We start from the raw sequence: 17,317 nt of genomic DNA, 5'->3' as shown, positions 1-17,317 counted from the left end.
ACAGATCTGCAATCAGGTCGGCTTTAAGGCCGCCTCGATGTTGCTGTTGCTTTGGCTTTTGATTTTCTTGCCCCCTCGAGAGGCCGAGTGGAGGTTCTGCGCAGTGGCTAAACCGGCATGGATGCCGGTTTAGCCACGCTGGGCCATGGATGGCCCATCGCGGCGGGCCCTGTAGGAGCGAGCATGCTCGCGAAAAACGCCAGAACAACACGGGCATTCAGATAGCCCTCGTCATCGTTGACGACCATCGTCGGAACGCCGCCCGGAGCATGCTCGCTCCTACAGGCTCTTCCAAGTGACTCGCCGTAAGGGCGAAACCCTAGGTGGCCGTTACCGCAGGAATGGATATGTACACAGTCAACAAAACATAGGCCGGCTGTCAGACCGCCATCGCCGGCAAGCCAGCTCCTACAGTTTGGATCGGGTACAAACGCGAGAGATCAGCGCTTGCGGCAAAGGGTAAGCCCATCCCCCAGCGGCAACAGCGACAGATCCACCCGCGCGTCATCCTTCAGGGCGCGATTCAGCGCCTGGATGGCGCGGGTATCGGCGCTCTCGGGGTTGTCCTCAAGCACCCGGCCACTCCACAGGGTGTTATCGAACACCGCCAGTCCACCGTTGCGCAACAGACGAAGCGCCTGCTCCAGGTACGCCGGATAGTTGGCCTTGTCGGCATCGATGAAAATCAAATCAAACTGGCCTGGCTGATCCAGCGCGCCCAGGGTTTCCAGCGCAGGCGCCAGCCGCAGATCGATTCGCCCGGACAGGCCGGCCTCCTGCCAATAGCGGTGCGCGATGGCGTTGTAATCCCCGGGAATGTCACAGCAAATCAGCGAACCGTCAGTCGGCAATGCCGCTGCCATGCACAGGGCGCTGTAACCGGTGAACGTGCCGACTTCCAGCACACGCCTCGCACCGGTGAGCTTCACCAGCAACGCAAGAAACTGCCCCTGTTCCGGCGCCACCTGCCAGCGCGCCATGGGCAGCGCCTGGGTTTCATCGCGCAAGCGCTTGAGCAGCGGGGTTTCGCGCAGGGAGACGTCGAGCAGGTACTGATAGAGCGAATCGTCGAGATTGAGCGTGCGGGCAGTCATGACAACACCCTCTGGCGGTTACGGGTTGCGCGCCAAATGCTCGGGTTGCAGGACGCGCTTGGCACTCAGGTAGGCTCTTTGCCAATAAGCCTTGGACAAGCTGTCGAGCTTGACCGTGCCACCGGTAGCCGGCGCATGCACGAAACGGCCCTCGCCAACGTAGATGCCGGCATGGCTGACCTGGGAACCACCGTTGGTGGCGAAGAAAATCAGGTCACCGGTTTGCAGGCCTTCCTTGCCGACATTGGCCGCTTGCATGGAGATCATTTCGCGGGTGGTACGGGGCAGGGAAATACCGGCCATGTCACGGTAGACGTAGCCAATCAGGCCACTGCAATCAAATCCGGAGTCCGGCGTGTTACCGCCCCAGCGATAAGGCGTGCCGACCAGCCCCAACGCGCGAAACAGCACGTCTTGCGCTTCAGGCGAAAAGTCCTGGGAGGAATTGAACACGATGGGCGCGCGAACCACCGGCGCAGGCGGCGGTGTACGGCTTGCACAGGCACTGAGCAGCGCTGCGAACAACATGATTGCAAGGCGGGCCGACATCGTCATAAGCAGAGCATCCTGATCAGGCTGCGGCTAATTTCTGCGGGAGCGCAGAAAAGAAAACCGCCTGCGGATCACGCAGGCGGTTTGCCATCATTCATGAATCAGAATTTTAGCGCTTATCAGGCAAACTTCAAGTAAGACTTTAAGTTCGCCTTACGAAATGTGCGCTTACTTGCGGGCAGTGACGATTGGCGCCGCTGCAGGAGCCATGGCGAGTGCTCGCTTGGCTTCGATGAAGGTCTTGCTCCAGTAGCTATCACCGAGGTTGTCGATGCGCACACCACCGCTTTTGCGGCTGCTGGAGTGAATGAACTGATTGTCACCCAGGTAGATCCCGGCATGACTGACGCGACCGCGACGACCGTTGGTGGCGAAGAACAGCAGGTCACCTGGCTCAAGTTTACTGCGCGATACCAGCGGCGCATCAACGTTGATCATTTCGCGAGTGGAGCGTGGCAGGTTCATGCCCGCTTCTTCACGGAACAGATAACCGATAAAACCGCTGCAATCGAAACCGGCTTCGGAGGTACCGCCGAAACGGTAACGGGTACCGATCAGGGACATGCCGCGTTCGAGGATGCTGTCGGCCAGAACCGGAAGCTGGTACGACTTACCATCGGCGAAGCTGGCCAGTTCTTTTTCAGTAGCCGCTTCTTCGAGTTCAAACGCTTGCTTATAGAGAGCGGAAGACTGGGCGGAACCGGAATGTTGAACCTGCTGTTGTTGCGCTTGCTCGGACACTGGCGTGTGGGCAGCGCAACCGAACAACAGGGTAACGAGTGCGAGGGGCACGAGGGGTGCAAAGCGATTTAGCATGGGCACGACCGTGGCTGAATGGTTTTCAAGAGCCGAGACTATGCCTTCTATCATCCTCATTTGCAAATTCAATCGAACTTTTTGTGACTTCTTGGTTTCCCGATTACATCTAAGCGCTAAAGCCCATTCCAGACACTTGCGCAGCCTGCCCCCATCAGGAAAGCGGATTTTCTGACGCCTTGAATCTGTCGAAATTCGCTGCAAGCCTTGAATTTACGGGACCTGGCTACCAGCCCAGGGTTTCTTTCAGGAACGGGATGGTCAGCTTGCGCTGCGCTTGAAGAGAGGCCTGGTCGAGTTGCTCAAGCAGTTCGAACAACGCACTCATGCTGCGGGTACCGCGGGTCAGGATGAAGTGCCCGACCTCGTCGGTGAGGTGCAGGCCGCGGCGAGATGCACGCAACTGCAGGGCGCGCAACTTGTCTTCGTCGGAGAGTGGGCGCATCTGGAATATCAGCGCCAGGGTCAGGCGCGACTTGAGGTCCGCCAGCTTTACCGGCAGCTCGCGTGGCGAAGTCGACGCGGCAATCAACAGGCGCCGACCACTGTCACGCAGGCGGTTGAACAGGTGGAACAACGCTTCTTCCCAGTCAGCCTTGCCCGCCACCGCCTGCAAGTCATCCAGGCAGACCAGCTCGTATTGCTCGAGGTTGTCGAGAATCTCGATGCCGCGATCCATCAGCTCGGCCAGCGGCAGGTACACCGCTGGTTCACCCATCTGTTCGAAGCGCAGGCACGCGGCCTGCAACAGATGCGTACGCCCTACCCCATGCTTGCCCCACAGGTAGATCAGGCTTTCGGTCCAGCCGGCGTCGGCTTCGCACAGCCGCTCGACATAGCCGAGTGCAGCGGCATTGGCGCCTGGGTAGTAGTTGATGAAGGTGGCGTCGTCACGCAGACGCACACCTAGGGGCAGCTGAATCGGTTTCATGCTGACTGAACAGTTCCAAAGGAACCGTTAGTGGCCTCTGTGTAAAGTTTGCGAAGTTTATACCCGTGAAGCCGACCGCACAATGCGACAGACCACAAGCAAAATCAAAGGTTTGCGTTAGCGCACCGGTTTTATGACAGATTCTCTGGCGCCATGGGCAGCCACCGGGCGTCAATCCGGGCTGCCCGCGACCCCTTCTACTGCTGTGGTTCGTCCACACCACTGTACATACCAGAATCCTTATACAAATCATGCACATGGCGCAACAGCACCATGATCACCGCCGCCACGGGCAGCGCCAGCAACACACCGGTGAAACCAAACAGTTCGCCCCCGGCCAGAATGGCGAAGATCACTGCCACCGGGTGCAGGCCGATGCGGTCCCCCACCAACAAGGGCGTGAGCACCATGCCCTCGAGCGCCTGACCGACCATGAACACCGCGACAATACCCATCATGGGGTACAGATCGCCGCCAAACTGGAACAGCCCGGCAATCAGCGCCGCACCAATGCCAATGATAAAGCCCATGTACGGCACAATCGCCGCCAGACCGGCAATCATCCCGATCAACAAGCCCAACTCCAGGCCCACCAGCATTAGACCCGCGGCGTAGATCACACCCAACGCGACCATCACCAGCAATTGCCCGCGGACGAAGGCACCAAGCACTTCATGGCACTCCGCGGCCAGCGCCACTGCGCGCTCTTCGCGATCGCGCGGCAGCAGGCTGCGGATCTTGGCCATCATCAGGTCCCAGTCCCGCAGCAAGTAGAAACTCACCACCGGAATCAACACCAGGTTCGCCAGCCAGCCGATCAACGCCAAACCAGATGCCGTCGCCTGGCTCAACACCACGCCAACGATGTCGGTCGTCTGCCCCATGTGCTCGCTGATCGCGGCCTTGAGTTTGTCGAACTTCCAGAAGCCCTCCGACAGGCCGAACTTCGATTGCGCCCAGGGCAATGCAGTGTGCTGCAGCCAATCGAGCATCTGCGGCGCCAGTTCATACAAGCGAAACAACTGCTTGGCGAGCATCGGCACCAACACCAGCAACAGCGTGGTGAAGATCAGGGTGAACAACGCAAATACCGCAATCACGCCCCAGGTCCGGGACAGTCCGGCGTTTTCCAGCCGATCCACCAGGGGGTCAAACAGATAGGCCAACAACAACGCCACCAGGAACGGCGTGAGGATCGGGTGCAACAGCCAGACAAACGCGCAGAGCAAGAGCACTCCACCCAACCAGAACCAACGCCGCGTATCGGCCATGAACCACTCCATTGCTTCTATATAAAGAAAGAAAATCCTACCAGCGGAAACGCAATTGCGGCGTCGGTGCCGGTGCGGGCGCTACCGCGGGAACCGAACCACCGGCGACAGGCTGGACCGGCGCCGCGGGCACCGGCGCCGGCTCCCCCGCAACCTCCTGCAACCTGGCCAGCGATAATTGCGCTCGCAGTTGATCGGTACTGCCATTGACCCGATAAAGAATCCGGTCGCCGTCGACACTTTGCGGACGACCGCCGAAAGGCTCCAACAGGCGCCCCAGGGTCGCATACCGCTCCAGATTCATGCCCTGGACCTCCAGCAACTGCGCGGCCGAGGCCCCAGGCTTTACGACAAATCGAGGCGCGAGCCGCTGGTTGACCGCTAGCATTACCGCGTCCGCCAATGCGGCTTGATCGGCGCCTTGGGCGATGCCGGCCTCTTTCTGGTCGCCCAGCCACAATTGCCACTTGGCTTGCCATTGGCCGCCCTCTTCACGGGCATGGACCGCCAGCAAGGCGTCGGCATTGTAACGCTGTGACGCGCTGCGCAGTGCCGACGGATCGGCACTTTCCAGATTCGGCCCGGTGCCGACGATTTGTTCGTTCAAGTCCGCCAGCGGCAGACGCAGGGGCAAACCACGGTGCTGCGCGGCGCGACGCAGGGGTGTCGCACCGGCCTGACCATCGCCCACCAGGCTCGAACCCTCGGTGTAATCGTTCAACCACCAGCCCAGTATCGACGGCCGATTGGCGCCCCACATCGCCAACCCGGCCCGACGCAGGGCCTGATCGGTGGTGCCCGGGTCGAAATCGACTTTCAACACTTCCGGCGGGCCTGCCTCAAAGCCGTATTGGCTGATGATTTGCTGCGGGTCTTTGCGAATCGCCGCCAACCCGGGATTCTGCGGCGCCTTGGGATCGCCGGTCAGGCGCAAGACCAGCGTATCGAGCGCTCGCTGCGTGGCTTGCTCACGCTCCTCTGGCGACTGGCCGTTGACCGGTTCGCGCACTTGATAGAGGCCTTTGACGGTTTCAGCATGGCCTACCAGGCTGGTCAGGCTAACCAGTGACAAACAGCCCACAAACAAGAATTTACAAAAACCCATGGAATATTCCTGAAGACAAAGGCGGCTGGAACAGACCGCATGAAGGCGATCGGGCAAGGCTGTGACCATTGCCGAACGCAAAACATTCACACGCCCTGGGTAAGTTTTCGCACTGTGCTAACGATAGACGGTTAATGACGACACCCCGTACAGGCGAGCAGGATGTCATCCACACCAACTAATGGCAGTTTTTTTCGGCCGATATGCCCCCTGCCGTCGGCGTGAGGATGGCCGCTGCCCTTCAAGCCTGATAAAATCGCGCGCCTTCGCAGACCGGCAACAGCCGGGCACCCTCGAATATCGCGTGAGGCAATCACCTTCGTCGATGTCGGCGGTCCCGCTGGACTCGGTCGTTACCCAGAAATCCCCCCTAAAGGCCTGGATCATGAGCAAGCAACCCTCCCTGAGCTACAAGGACGCCGGTGTAGACATCGACGCCGGTGAAGCATTGGTCGAACGCATCAAGAGCGTCGCCAAGCGCACTGCGCGCCCGGAAGTCATGGGCGGCCTGGGCGGTTTTGGCGCCCTCTGCGAAATCCCGGCCGGCTACAAGCAGCCCGTGCTGGTTTCCGGTACTGACGGCGTCGGCACCAAGCTGCGCCTGGCCTTGAACCTGAACAAGCACGACAGCATCGGCATCGACCTGGTTGCCATGTGCGTCAACGACCTGGTGGTGTGCGGCGCAGAGCCGCTGTTCTTCCTCGACTACTACGCCACCGGCAAGCTCAACGTCGAAACCGCGACCCAGGTCGTGACTGGCATCGGCGCTGGTTGCGAACTGTCCGGTTGCTCCCTGGTGGGCGGCGAAACCGCAGAAATGCCTGGCATGTACGAAGGCGAAGACTACGACCTGGCCGGCTTCTGCGTTGGCGTCGTGGAAAAAGCCGAGATCATCGACGGTTCCAAGGTCGCTGCTGGCGATGCCCTGCTCGCCCTGCCGTCTTCCGGCCCGCACTCCAACGGCTACTCGCTGATCCGCAAGATCATCGAAGTATCCGGTGCCGACATCGAGAACACCCAACTCGACGGCAAGCCGCTGACCGACCTGCTGATGGCCCCGACCCGTATCTACGTGAAGCCGCTGCTCAAGCTGATCAAGGAAACAGGCGCGGTCAAGGCCATGGCCCACATCACCGGTGGCGGCCTGCTGGACAACATCCCGCGCGTCCTGCCAAAAGGCGCACAAGCGGTGGTTGACGTGGCAAGCTGGACTCGCCCTGCGGTGTTCGACTGGCTGCAGGAAAAAGGCAACGTCGACGAAAACGAAATGCACCGCGTGCTGAACTGCGGCGTAGGCATGGTTATCTGCGTCGCTCAAGAGCACGTGGAAACCGCGCTGAACGTGCTGCGTGAAGCCGGCGAGCAGCCTTGGGTCATCGGTCAGATCGCCACCGCTGCCGAAGGCGCAGCCCAGGTTGAACTGAAGAACCTCAAGGCTCATTAATGTCAGCCACCTGTGATGTTGTGGTGCTGCTCTCCGGCACCGGCAGTAACTTGCAGGCCTTGATCGACAGCACGCAGACCGGCGACAGCCCGGTCCGCGTCGCTGCGGTGATCTCCAACCGCGCCGACGCCTATGGCCTGCAACGCGCCAGGGACGCGGGTATCGAAACCCGTACCCTGGATCACAAGGCTTTCGAAGGCCGCGAGGCCTTCGACGCCGCGCTGATCGAACTGATCGACGCCTTCAATCCCAAACTCGTGGTACTGGCCGGATTCATGCGCATTCTCAGCGCTGATTTCGTACGCCACTACGCGGGTCGCCTGCTCAATATCCATCCCTCGCTGCTACCCAAATACAAAGGGTTACACACTCATCAGCGCGCGCTGGAGGCCGGGGACGCCGAACACGGCTGCTCCGTGCACTTCGTCACCGAGGAACTCGATGGCGGACCACTGGTCGTACAAGCAGTAATACCGGTAGAGTTGCACGACTCGCCGCAGAGCCTGGCGCAGCGAGTCCATGTACAGGAACACCTGATCTACCCCATGGCCGTACGCTGGTTTGCCGAAGGCCGGCTATCGCTCAGTGAACAAGGTGCTTTACTGGATGGACAGCTGCTTGCGCCCAGCGGCCACTTGATTCGAACCTAGGAGATTTTATGCGTCGCGCCCTGCTCTTCGCTTGTGCTCTGCTCGCCTTGCCCTTCGCACAGGCCGCAGACCTTCAACCCTTCTCCGCCAGCTACACCGCCGACTGGAAACAGTTGCCCATGAGCGGCACGGCTGAACGCAGCCTGACCAAGCAAGCCAATGGCGTCTGGAAGCTCAACTTCAAGGCGTCGATGATGATCGCCAGCCTGTCCGAAGAAAGCACCCTGACCGTCGACAAGGACACCTTGCTGCCACAGTCCTACCATTTCGAACGCGGAGGCCTGGGCAAAGCCAAGAAGGCCGACCTGGACTTCGACTGGACCGCCAAGAAGGTTACCGGTACCGATCGTGGTGACGCGGTCAATATCCCGCTGAACCGCGGCATGCTCGACAAATCCACCTACCAGCTGGCGCTGCAGCATGACGTGGCCGCCGGCAAGAAAAGCATGAGCTATCAGGTGGTCGATGATGGCGAAGTCGATACCTATGACTTCCGCGTGCTGGGTGCGGAAAAAGTCGACACCAAGGCTGGCCAGATCGATGCGATCAAGGTCGAGCGCGTGCGCGACCCGACACAAAGCAAGCGCATCACCGTCCTGTGGTTCGCCAAGGATTGGGATTACCTGCTGGTCCGCCTGCAACAGGTCGAGACCGACGGCAAGGAGTACAACATCATGCTCCTGGACGGCACGGTCAACGGCAAGCCGGTTAAAGGTAGCTGAGCCCACCGACATGAAAAAGCCTCGCGATTGCGGGGCTTTTTCTTGGAACGCACCATCGGAGCAAGGCTCTATACCTTCAACGCCTTTTTTGATCGAATGACCTTTCCCGTCGCTTGCGAGGTTCCCATGACTGTCACCGTCAACACCGTCTCCGCCGAAGGTTTGCGCCATACCGTACAGATCGATGATCACGAACTCTTTGCCGATGCGCCCGTTACCGCAGGCGGCGAAGGCTCGGCCCCGGAGCCACACGATTACTTCGATGCCGCACTGGGCGCATGCAAGGCCCTGACCTTGAAGATGTATGCGAAGAAAAAGGACATTCCGCTGACGGGGGTTGGCGTCGAGGTCAAACGCGACAACAGTGAAGAGCAGAAAGGCAAATATGCCCTGCATGTGAAACTGACCCTCAAGGGTGTACTCACCGACGCCCAGCGCGAAGAGCTGCACCGCGTGGCCGACCGCTGCCCGGTACACAAGCTGATGACCAGCAGTGAAGTCAGCATCGAAACCCATCTGTCCGAAGGCGCGTTCAGCCAATAGCGGCAACGGCTGCGCAAGCGGGTTATGCTCGACCGCATCACCCGCTCAGCCTGGAACGCACCATGAACACTCCGCTCGTGATCCGCCCCCGCGCCGAAGATGTCGAAGGCCAACCGATTCTTCGCCCTTTGCCGTCAGCCAAATGCCGCAATGTCGGGCCCTTCGTGTTTTTCGACCACATGCTGCAAACCCGCTATGCCGCGGGAGAAGGCATGAACATCCGCCAGCATCCGCACATCGGCCTGTCCACCCTCACCTACCTCTTTGAAGGCCAGCTGCAGCACAAGGACAGCCTTGGCTCGGATCAGGTGGTGAGCGCCGGCGATGTCAGCTGGATGACCGCCGGCAGCGCGATCGCCCATGTCGAGCGCACACCCCAGGCACTGAAAGAAAGCGGCTTTACGATGCACGGCCTGCAGATCTGGCTGGCGTCGCCAAAAGACCGGGAGCAGGGCCCGGGACACTACAGTCATCACCCGGCGAGCACCTTGCCAGTCAGCGAGAACCTTGGGGTGAAGATCCGCATGATCGCAGGCTCGGGCTTTTGCCTGGAATCGCCAGTGCCGGTGCTTTCCCCTACGCTGTATGCCGAACTGCACCTGCAAACGGCGACGACCTTGCTGATTCCCACTGAGCATGAAGAGCGCGCGCTGTATGTGTTGAGCGGTGAAGTGCGATTGGATGGCGAATCGATAGAGCCGCATTCGCTGGTGGTGTTGCCGCCCGGGGAAGAGATGACATTGTTCGCCGAGAGCGACTGTCATGCTGTGGTGTTCGGTGGCGCGCCGCTGGACGGGCCACGGCGGATCAACTGGAATTTCGTGGCAAGCGACCCGGCGGCTATCGATGAAGCGCGGCGGCGCTGGGCGGCCGGGGATTGGCCAACGGTGCCGGGGGAAGTTGAGAGGATTGAACTGCCTTAAATTCTTTTTAGCAGTTACACCGCCTTCGCGAGCAAGCCCGCTCCCACAGTTGACCGCATTCTAATGTGGGAGCGGGCTTTTGCTCGCGAAGAGGCCGGCACTAACACCAACCAGGTGAAGCAAAACTACCGCAATCAGCCCTTGAACACTTCATCCAGCAAGTTGTGCATCGAAGTGAACGCGCGTGCGGCGACCTTCGCGTCGTACATCATCATGCCCGGCACGTTCGCATGCGGATCGGTGAACGAATGGAACGCACCGCCGTAACTCAGCAGTTGCCAATCCACGCCAGCCGCGTTCATTTCATCTTCAAACGCGGGCAGCTGTTCTTTAGGCACCAATGGATCGGAAGCGCCATGCAGTACCAGCACCTTGCCCTTGATGTTTTTCGCATCGGCCGGATTCGGTGTATCCAGCGTGCCGTGGAACGAGACAGCCGCTTTCACCGGCGCACCCGTACGGGCAAACTCCAGCGCGCAGCAGCCACCGAAACAGAAACCGAACGTGGCCAGTTTCGACGTATCGACAGCGGCCTCACCCTGGCTTTGCAACTGTTCGAACGCCACTTGCATGCGCTTGCGCAGCAACGGCCGGTCATTCTTGAGCGGCATCATTGCCGCGCCTGCCTCATCATTGTTCTGCGGGCGCACCGATTGGCCGTAGAGGTCCGCGATCAGCACCACATAGCCCTTGGCCGCCACCGATTTGGCGATTTCCTCGGCACCGGCACCCACGCCCATCCAGTTCGGCGCCATCAACAAACCCGGACGCGGGCCCTTGTGATCAGCGTCGAAGGCCAGGCGGCTTTCGTACGGCTGGCCGTCAATCTGATAAGCAACAGAACGTACAGTGATTTGGCTCATATCTGACTCCTGATTATTTAAACACCAGAATGAAAAAACCCGCCGAAGCGGGTTTTTCTACAACGCCGTTAAGCCGACAGCTCAACCAGCAGCTTGTTCAGACGGCGCACATAGGCCGCCGGGTCTTTCAAGCTGTCGCCGGCCGCCAGGGCCGCTTGATCGAAGAGGATGTGCGACAGATCGCCGAAGCGCTCGTCGCTCTGCTCGCTGTCGAGCTTCTCGATCAGTGGGTGAGCCGGGTTGAATTCGAAGATCGGCTTCGAATCCGGAACCTTCTGCCCGCTGGCTTCGAGGATCTGACGCATCTGCAGGCCCAGGTCCTGCTCGCCGATGGCCAGGATCGCCGGGGAATCGGTCAGGCGATGGGATACCCGTACTTCAGCAACGGATTCGCCCAGTGCAGTCTTCAGACGCTCAACCAGGCCTTCTTTGGACTTGGCGACTTCTTCAGCGGCTTTCTTGTCCTCTTCCGAGTCCAGGTTGCCGAGGTCCAGGTCACCGCGTGCCACGTCGACAAAGCCCTTGCCGTCGAAATCGCTGAGGTAGCTCATCAGCCACTCGTCGATACGGTCGGTCAGCAGCAGCACTTCGATGCCTTTCTTGCGGAAGACTTCCAGGTGCGGGCTGTTCTTGACTTGCGCGTAGGTTTCGCCGGTCAGGTAGTAGATCTTGTCCTGGCCTTCCTTGGCGCGTGCCAGGTACTCAGTCAGGCCGACAACCTGTTCGCCGTCATCACCATTGGTCGAGGCAAAACGCAGCAAGCCAGCGATTTTCTCTTTGTTGGCGAAGTCTTCTGCCGGGCCTTCTTTCATGACCTGGCCGAAGTTTTTCCAGAAGCCCTTGTATTGCTCTGGATCGTTCTTCGCCAGCTTTTCCAGCATGTCCAGCACGCGCTTGGTCAGTGCCGACTTCATGGAGTCGATGATCGGGTCTTTCTGCAGGATTTCCCGCGACACGTTCAGCGACAGGTCGTTGGAGTCCACCACGCCCTTGATGAAGCGCAGGTACAGCGGCAGGAAGGACTCGGCCTGATCCATGACGAACACGCGCTGCACGTACAGCTTCAGGCCTTTCGGCGCTTCACGCTGGTACAGGTCGAATGGAGCACGTGCCGGCACGTACAGCAGCGAGCTGTATTCCAGCTTGCCTTCGACCTTGTTGTGGCTCCAGCTCAGCGGGTTTTCGAAGTCGTGGGCGATGTGCTTGTAGAACTCCTGGTATTCCTCGTCCTTGATTTCGGTACGCGGACGGGTCCACAAGGCGCTGGCGCGGTTGACGGTTTCCCATTCAACGGCAGGCTTCTCTTCACCCTCGACAGCTGCCACTTCTTTGGGCAACTCGATCGGCAAGGCGATGTGGTCGGAATACTTCTTGATGATGTTACGCAGGCGCCAGCCATCGGCGAACTCGTCTTCACCGGATTTCAGGTGCAGGACGATACGGGTACCGCGCTCGGCCTTGTCGATGGTCGCGACTTCGAAATCGCCCTCACCTTTGGACGACCAGTGCACGCCTTCGCTGGCATCGCTGCCCGCACGACGGCTGTACACATCGACTTTGTCGGCGACGATGAAGGCCGAGTAGAAGCCAACACCGAACTGACCGATCAGGTGCGAGTCTTTCTTCTGGTCGCCCGTCAGGTGCTTCATGAAATCGGCGGTGCCGGATTTGGCGATGGTGCCCAAGTGGGTGATCGCGTCTTCGCGGCTCATGCCGATGCCGTTGTCTTCGAGGGTGACGGTCTTGGCGTCCTTGTCGAAGCTCACACGGATTTTCAGCTCAGCGCCGCCTTCGAGCAATTGCGGCTTGGCCAGCGCTTCGAAACGTAATTTGTCTACAGCGTCAGAGGCGTTCGAGATCAGTTCGCGAAGGAAAATTTCCTTGTTGGAATACAGCGAATGGATCATGAGGTGCAGCAGTTGCTTCACCTCGGTCTGGAAGCCCAGGGTTTCCTTTTGAGTTTCCACACTCATGGTCATCAAACTCCAATCAGATGGCATAAGCCGCGACCATGAGGGTCGGCGGCGGGTTGTCATCAGAGTTGGGGGCTCCATTCAGGATTTCAAGGGCTCATCGAGTTTGAAATGCGCCCGCGCCGTGGCGATGGGCTCGGCTTCAGTGCTTTGCCACGCGGTTACCGCCACATTGGCGACCCGGCGTCCCTGGCGACAGACCTGGCAGCGGGCCCAGGTATCGCGAAACTGCCCGGCGCGCAGGTAATCGAGGGAGAAGTCGATGATCTTTGGCACGCAAGGCGAACCGGTGGCCACCAACAGGTGCAGCGCGGCGGACAATTCCATGAACCCGGCGATTACGCCGCCATGGATGGCCGGCAATAAAGGGTTACCTATGTTGTCCTTGTTGGCCGGCAGGCGAAACAACAACTCATCCCCCACCCGCGAACATTCGACACCGATCAAACTGGCGTAGGGAATCAGGCTCAACAACGGGGCGTACTCTCCCCGCTCATGGGCCAGTTGCACTTGCTCCTTGAACGACTCACTCATGCCGCACCTCCGGCGATAGTGCCGCCAAAACCCTTGGTGCCTTTGATGCCCTTGCCCATGCGCATGAAAGTGCCCACGACATGGGCAATGGGCTGTTCGGGATCATCCTGATAGGCAAAGCCGCGGGCAAAGATCACATCAGTGGTCACCCGATAGCATTGCGCGAAACCGTAGACATCCTTGTTCGGTTCGGCTGCGTGCATGTAGTCGATGCGCAAATCGAGGGTGGGGCAAACTTCGAACTCCGGGAGCACGCAGAGGGTAGACATGCCGCAAGCGGTGTCCATCAATGTGGTCAGGACGCCGCCGTGAATCACGCCCGTCAGGGGATTGCCGACGATCTGCGGGCTATAAGGCAGCACCACGGTGAGCCCGTCGGCACTGGCGCTGTGAACTCGTAATCCGAGCACCTGGCAATGCCGCAGCGCCGACAAAAATCGTGTTGCACGCTCAAAAACGGGATTTTCAGCCATTTGATAAAGACTCTTGTTTACAGTGCTTCAGTGAAGTCGGGGCCCAGGTAAAAGTTCCGCGTTAGAACAAACTTATATATCTCTGGGATTTGAGGAACTTAACCCTGTTGGCTGTGCTCTTAAGGCCAGTAGATAATTTCCATAAGGAGAAACACCCCATGCGTAAGACTTTAGCTATTGCCTTGATGTTGACCGCTTCCCTCGGTCTCGCTGCCTGCGATAAAAAATCCGAGGACAAAGCTCAAGATGCCAACCAACATGCTGAGCAAGCCCAGGAAAAAATGAGCGAAGCTCAGGATAAAGTGAACGATGCGGCGAAAGAAAACGCCGAAGCTGCCAAAGCTCAGGCTGAATCGAACGCAGCAGCACAAGAAGAAGCTGCCAAGAAGCAATAAGCCGCTTCTCGCTGCGATAAAAGAAAACCCGCCAAGTGCGGGTTTTCTTTTATCGGCGATTGACTCGTTAGAGCAAAATCGTTCGAAAAGTCGGACTAATCATCAACAACAACGAGCAGATCAAACCCACCAGCCACACCAGACTTCGCTGCCAGGCCAGGTCCTTCCAATAGCACACCAGATAGATAACTCGCGCTACCACAAAGATAATTGCCAGCAAATCGATGAGCCATCCCGCTGTTTGCGTGGTGTGGGCCATCAACACACCCACCGCAAACAATATGAAAGCTTCGAAGCTGTTCTGATGGGCCGCCACCGCGCGCGCGCCCAGGCCTGTAAGTTGCGCCTGCTGTTGGCGCGGCAGGTGGTTGTTGTAACCCCCCTGCTGTTTCATCGCCGTGGTCACGGGCATGCGCGCCACGTAAATCAGCACGGCACTGATAAATACGCACCAGAATGGAATACTCATCAAGCGGCCTCTTTGTTCGCCTCGGGCAACGGTGCCTCTGTAGGGGTATAGACCATGACATCGAGAACGTCGGAGTGAAACTCACGGCGGTACAGCACGAACACGACGCCGGCACTCATCAACATGAACAACCAGGGGCTGACGAACCAGGCCAACATGGTCATGCCGAAATAGTAGGAACGCAGGCCGAAGTTGAACTGGTTGGCGGCCATGGAAATAACCCGGGCAGCACGGTTGGCAAAGGCTTTGCGCTCCAGCTCCGACACATGTCGCTCACCGACCATGGGCGCCGAGCCCACCAGGATGGCCGCGAAGTTGTACTGGCGCATGCACCAGCTGAAGGTAAAGAACGCGTAGACGAACACCAGTGCCAGGCACAACAACTTGATCTCGGACATCCCCTGGGAAGCCTGTTGCACCATCGGGATATCCGCCAGCAACGACACCGCCCTTTCGGACGCCCCAAGTACCGTGAGAATACCGGCCAGGATAATCAGGGTACTGGAGGCAAAGAACGACGCATTGCGTTCCAGGTTGCCGATCACGCTGGCATCGGCGATGCGGTTATCACGCAACAGCATGCGGCGCATCCAGTCTTCGCGATACAGATGCAGCACGCTGGCCAGGCAGGCGGTATCTCGGCCTTTCCAGGTCGCATAGCGGGTGTAGCCGCCCCAGCAGATGACGAACCAGATGGCAGCGAGGATGTGGATCAGGTTGGCTTGGATGAACGACATGCAGGTCCTTGTGATGTGGTGGCGGAACACCGTACCCCTTGTAGGAGCGAGTATGCTCGCGAAGGTCGCGAACTATGGCGCGTGTTTACTGAATACACGCGTTGCTCTCAGGTTTTTCGCGAGCATGCTCGCTCCTACAGGGGATTGCGCAGTCTTTCGACGTTAGCGCAGAAGAAAAGACACCGCATCACCCCATAAAAAAATGCCCCGTATCGATTGATACGGGGCATTTCTGTGTCGTTTACAGGCCCGCTTGTGGCGGGCCGGTAAAGCTTAAGCCAACGCTTCTTCGCGCTTGCCCAGCAGGCGATCGCAAACCACGGCAACCACCAGGGTCATCACCGAAGGCACCAGCCAGGCCAGGCCCTGCTCGCTGAGTGGCAAGTGCGCCAGTTGCGTCGGCATCCAGTCCGCCAGACCCGCGCCCTTAAGCGCGTCGATCAGGCCGAAGATGAACGACACCAGCATCACCGGGCCGACAATGCGCCCTTGTTCATGCCAGAAGTCCTTGCAGAAGCTCAGGGCCACCAAGGCGATGCACGGCGGGTAGATCGCGGTCAGGACAGGGATCGAGAACGCGATCAGCTTGGTCAGGCCCAGGTTGGACACCAGCAGCGAGAACGCCGCGAGGATAATCACCAGCGTCTTGTAGGACAGTGGCAGCACACGGCTGAAGTATTCGGCGCAGGCGCAGGTCAGGCCAACAGCGGTCACCAGGCACGCCAGGGAAATCAGCACCGCAAGGAATCCGCTGCCCAGCGAACCGAAGGTGTGTTGTACGTAGGCGTGCAAGACCGCCGCGCCGTTGGTAGCGCCAGCCGCCACTTCATGGCTGCCAGAGCCCAGGCGAAACAGGCTGATGTAGACAAGCGCCAGGCCCACGCCGGCGATCAAGCCGGCAATGATCGCGTAGCGGGTGATCAGCGCTGGCGACTCGACGCCGCGCGAGCGAATGGCATTGACGATCACGATGCCGAACACCAGCGCACCGAGGGTGTCCATGGTCAGGTAACCATTGATGAACCCCTGGGAAAACGGCGCCGCCACGTACTCAGGCGTAGCATGGCCGATATCACCGGCGGGCAAAGCGAACGCAGCGATGCCGAGCGCGGCCAAAGCGATGATCTTCAGCGGTGCGAGGAAACGCCCGACGGTATCCAGCAGGCGGCCCGGATAGAGCGAAATGAAGAACACCACCAGGAAGTACACCGAGCTGTAGAGGAACAACGCCAGTGGGCTTTCGCCGGTCAGGGGTGCCAGGCCGACTTCAAAGGACACGGTAGCGGTACGCGGCGTGGCGAACAGCGGGCCGACAGCGAGGTAGCACGCTGCTGCCAGCAAGCCACCGGCGATCTTGCCGATCGGGCTGCTCAGCGCATCCATGGCGCCACCGACCTTGGCCAGGGCAACGACAGTGACCACGGGCAGCCCCACTGCGGTGATCAGGAAGCCCAGTGCCGCCATCCAGACATGAGGCCCGGACTGCAAACCGACGATAGGCGGGAAGATGATGTTGCCAGCCCCGACGAACAGGGCAAACGTCATAAAACCAAGTGCCAGGATGTCCTGGCCTTTCAACACTTTCATTAAGGAAATACCACACTACTGAATCGGAATTTAGAGAGGGATTTCCCTATGGGTGAGGGAAATGCTGTCGGTCCGTATGGGGCCAACCCTTTAAGCGCGTTGCAGCCTTGTGGGCGCGGACGCAAAAATGGCGCGTAGCCTAACGAATTTGGGCGACAAACGCACTGTTTGAGGGCGAACTATCCGATACACGACGTTTCCATGTCGCGTTTACATACTTAATTTTCCCGCCCCG

The 17,317-nt window shown here is 59.3% G+C and carries 19 protein-coding genes; 6 read left to right on the top strand and 13 right to left on the bottom strand.

Annotation, left to right across the window (positions count from 1 at the left end):
* Positions 1-440: 440 nt before the first annotated feature.
* The 6 genes from AC1Q8Q_RS24140 to AC1Q8Q_RS24115 form a co-directional block, all read right to left on the bottom strand.
* The gene (locus AC1Q8Q_RS24140; RefSeq protein WP_020799784.1) at positions 441-1,094 is read right to left on the bottom strand and encodes an O-methyltransferase; all 654 of its coding nucleotides are present in this window, start codon (positions 1,092-1,094) and stop codon (positions 441-443) included.
* 18 nt (positions 1,095-1,112) lie between these two features.
* A complete protein-coding gene (locus AC1Q8Q_RS24135; RefSeq protein WP_020799785.1) occupies positions 1,113-1,649 on the bottom strand; it encodes a C40 family peptidase in 537 nt (178 codons plus the stop codon).
* Between the two features lie 165 nt (positions 1,650-1,814).
* On the bottom strand, positions 1,815-2,462 hold the full coding sequence (locus AC1Q8Q_RS24130; protein ID WP_042955704.1) for a C40 family peptidase: 648 nt from the start codon (positions 2,460-2,462) through the stop codon (positions 1,815-1,817).
* 226 nt (positions 2,463-2,688) lie between these two features.
* The gene (gene hda / locus AC1Q8Q_RS24125) at positions 2,689-3,393 is read right to left on the bottom strand and encodes a DnaA regulatory inactivator Hda (protein WP_008063324.1); all 705 of its coding nucleotides are present in this window, start codon (positions 3,391-3,393) and stop codon (positions 2,689-2,691) included.
* A 197-nt stretch (positions 3,394-3,590) separates the two neighbouring features.
* Positions 3,591-4,664 (bottom strand): AI-2E family transporter, encoded by a 1,074-nt coding sequence (locus tag AC1Q8Q_RS24120; RefSeq protein WP_168757471.1) that lies wholly within the window; start codon positions 4,662-4,664, stop codon positions 3,591-3,593.
* 37 nt (positions 4,665-4,701) lie between these two features.
* Complete coding sequence (locus tag AC1Q8Q_RS24115; RefSeq protein WP_168757470.1) at positions 4,702-5,769, bottom strand: DUF2066 domain-containing protein; 1,068 nt, start codon at positions 5,767-5,769, stop codon at positions 4,702-4,704.
* A gap of 385 nt (positions 5,770-6,154) precedes the next feature.
* Between AC1Q8Q_RS24115 and purM the strand changes: the two genes are divergently transcribed.
* The 5 genes from purM to AC1Q8Q_RS24090 all read left to right on the top strand — a co-directional run bounded on the left by purM (position 6,155) and on the right by AC1Q8Q_RS24090 (position 10,051).
* Positions 6,155-7,213, top strand: a complete 1,059-nt coding sequence (gene purM / locus AC1Q8Q_RS24110; RefSeq protein WP_033044269.1) for a phosphoribosylformylglycinamidine cyclo-ligase — start codon at positions 6,155-6,157, stop codon at positions 7,211-7,213.
* Positions 7,213-7,863, top strand: coding sequence for a phosphoribosylglycinamide formyltransferase (purN, locus tag AC1Q8Q_RS24105; protein WP_033044271.1), 651 nt, complete (start codon positions 7,213-7,215; stop codon positions 7,861-7,863). The genes purM and purN overlap by 1 nt, the downstream gene beginning before the upstream one ends.
* Before the next feature lie 8 nt (positions 7,864-7,871).
* Positions 7,872-8,585, top strand: coding sequence for a DUF3108 domain-containing protein (locus AC1Q8Q_RS24100; RefSeq protein ID WP_020799791.1), 714 nt, complete (start codon positions 7,872-7,874; stop codon positions 8,583-8,585).
* A gap of 126 nt (positions 8,586-8,711) precedes the next feature.
* Positions 8,712-9,128, top strand: coding sequence for an OsmC family protein (locus AC1Q8Q_RS24095; RefSeq protein WP_033044272.1), 417 nt, complete (start codon positions 8,712-8,714; stop codon positions 9,126-9,128).
* A gap of 62 nt (positions 9,129-9,190) precedes the next feature.
* Positions 9,191-10,051, top strand: a complete 861-nt coding sequence (locus tag AC1Q8Q_RS24090; protein WP_151141012.1) for a pirin family protein — start codon at positions 9,191-9,193, stop codon at positions 10,049-10,051.
* A gap of 134 nt (positions 10,052-10,185) precedes the next feature.
* Here the strand turns inward: AC1Q8Q_RS24090 and AC1Q8Q_RS24085 are convergent, their stop codons facing one another.
* The 4 genes from AC1Q8Q_RS24085 to AC1Q8Q_RS24070 all read right to left on the bottom strand — a co-directional run bounded on the left by AC1Q8Q_RS24085 (position 10,186) and on the right by AC1Q8Q_RS24070 (position 13,894).
* Positions 10,186-10,914, bottom strand: coding sequence for a dienelactone hydrolase family protein (locus tag AC1Q8Q_RS24085; protein WP_020799794.1), 729 nt, complete (start codon positions 10,912-10,914; stop codon positions 10,186-10,188).
* A gap of 68 nt (positions 10,915-10,982) precedes the next feature.
* Entirely contained in the window at positions 10,983-12,887 is a 1,905-nt protein-coding gene (gene htpG / locus AC1Q8Q_RS24080; RefSeq protein WP_033044612.1) for a molecular chaperone HtpG, read from the bottom strand.
* A gap of 81 nt (positions 12,888-12,968) precedes the next feature.
* Positions 12,969-13,421, bottom strand: coding sequence for a PaaI family thioesterase (locus AC1Q8Q_RS24075; RefSeq protein WP_168757469.1), 453 nt, complete (start codon positions 13,419-13,421; stop codon positions 12,969-12,971).
* Positions 13,418-13,894 carry a PaaI family thioesterase gene (locus AC1Q8Q_RS24070; RefSeq protein ID WP_020799797.1) on the bottom strand — a complete coding sequence of 159 codons (477 nt, stop codon included), beginning with the start codon at positions 13,892-13,894 and terminating at the stop codon, positions 13,418-13,420. The genes AC1Q8Q_RS24075 and AC1Q8Q_RS24070 overlap by 4 nt, the downstream gene beginning before the upstream one ends.
* 158 nt (positions 13,895-14,052) lie before the next feature.
* Here AC1Q8Q_RS24070 and AC1Q8Q_RS24065 point away from each other — a divergent pair, with 158 nt between their 5' ends.
* Positions 14,053-14,289: a hypothetical protein gene (locus AC1Q8Q_RS24065; protein ID WP_020799798.1), complete on the top strand. Its 237-nt coding sequence runs from the start codon at positions 14,053-14,055 to the stop codon at positions 14,287-14,289.
* A gap of 67 nt (positions 14,290-14,356) precedes the next feature.
* Here the strand turns inward: AC1Q8Q_RS24065 and AC1Q8Q_RS24060 are convergent, their stop codons facing one another.
* The 3 genes from AC1Q8Q_RS24060 to brnQ form a co-directional block, all read right to left on the bottom strand.
* Complete coding sequence (locus tag AC1Q8Q_RS24060) at positions 14,357-14,758, bottom strand: MAPEG family protein (RefSeq protein WP_151141006.1); 402 nt, start codon at positions 14,756-14,758, stop codon at positions 14,357-14,359.
* The gene (locus tag AC1Q8Q_RS24055; RefSeq protein WP_020799800.1) at positions 14,758-15,495 is read right to left on the bottom strand and encodes a DUF599 domain-containing protein; all 738 of its coding nucleotides are present in this window, start codon (positions 15,493-15,495) and stop codon (positions 14,758-14,760) included. The genes AC1Q8Q_RS24060 and AC1Q8Q_RS24055 overlap by 1 nt, the downstream gene beginning before the upstream one ends.
* Before the next feature lie 273 nt (positions 15,496-15,768).
* On the bottom strand, positions 15,769-17,082 hold the full coding sequence (gene brnQ, locus AC1Q8Q_RS24050) for a branched-chain amino acid transport system II carrier protein (protein ID WP_020799801.1): 1,314 nt from the start codon (positions 17,080-17,082) through the stop codon (positions 15,769-15,771).
* Positions 17,083-17,317 lie beyond the last annotated feature (235 nt).

The organism is Pseudomonas sp. GW823-FHT06B06, from assembly GCF_058795195.1.
Note: the sequence above shows the minus strand (reverse complement) of the source record. Positions and strands in the feature narration are given on the sequence as shown.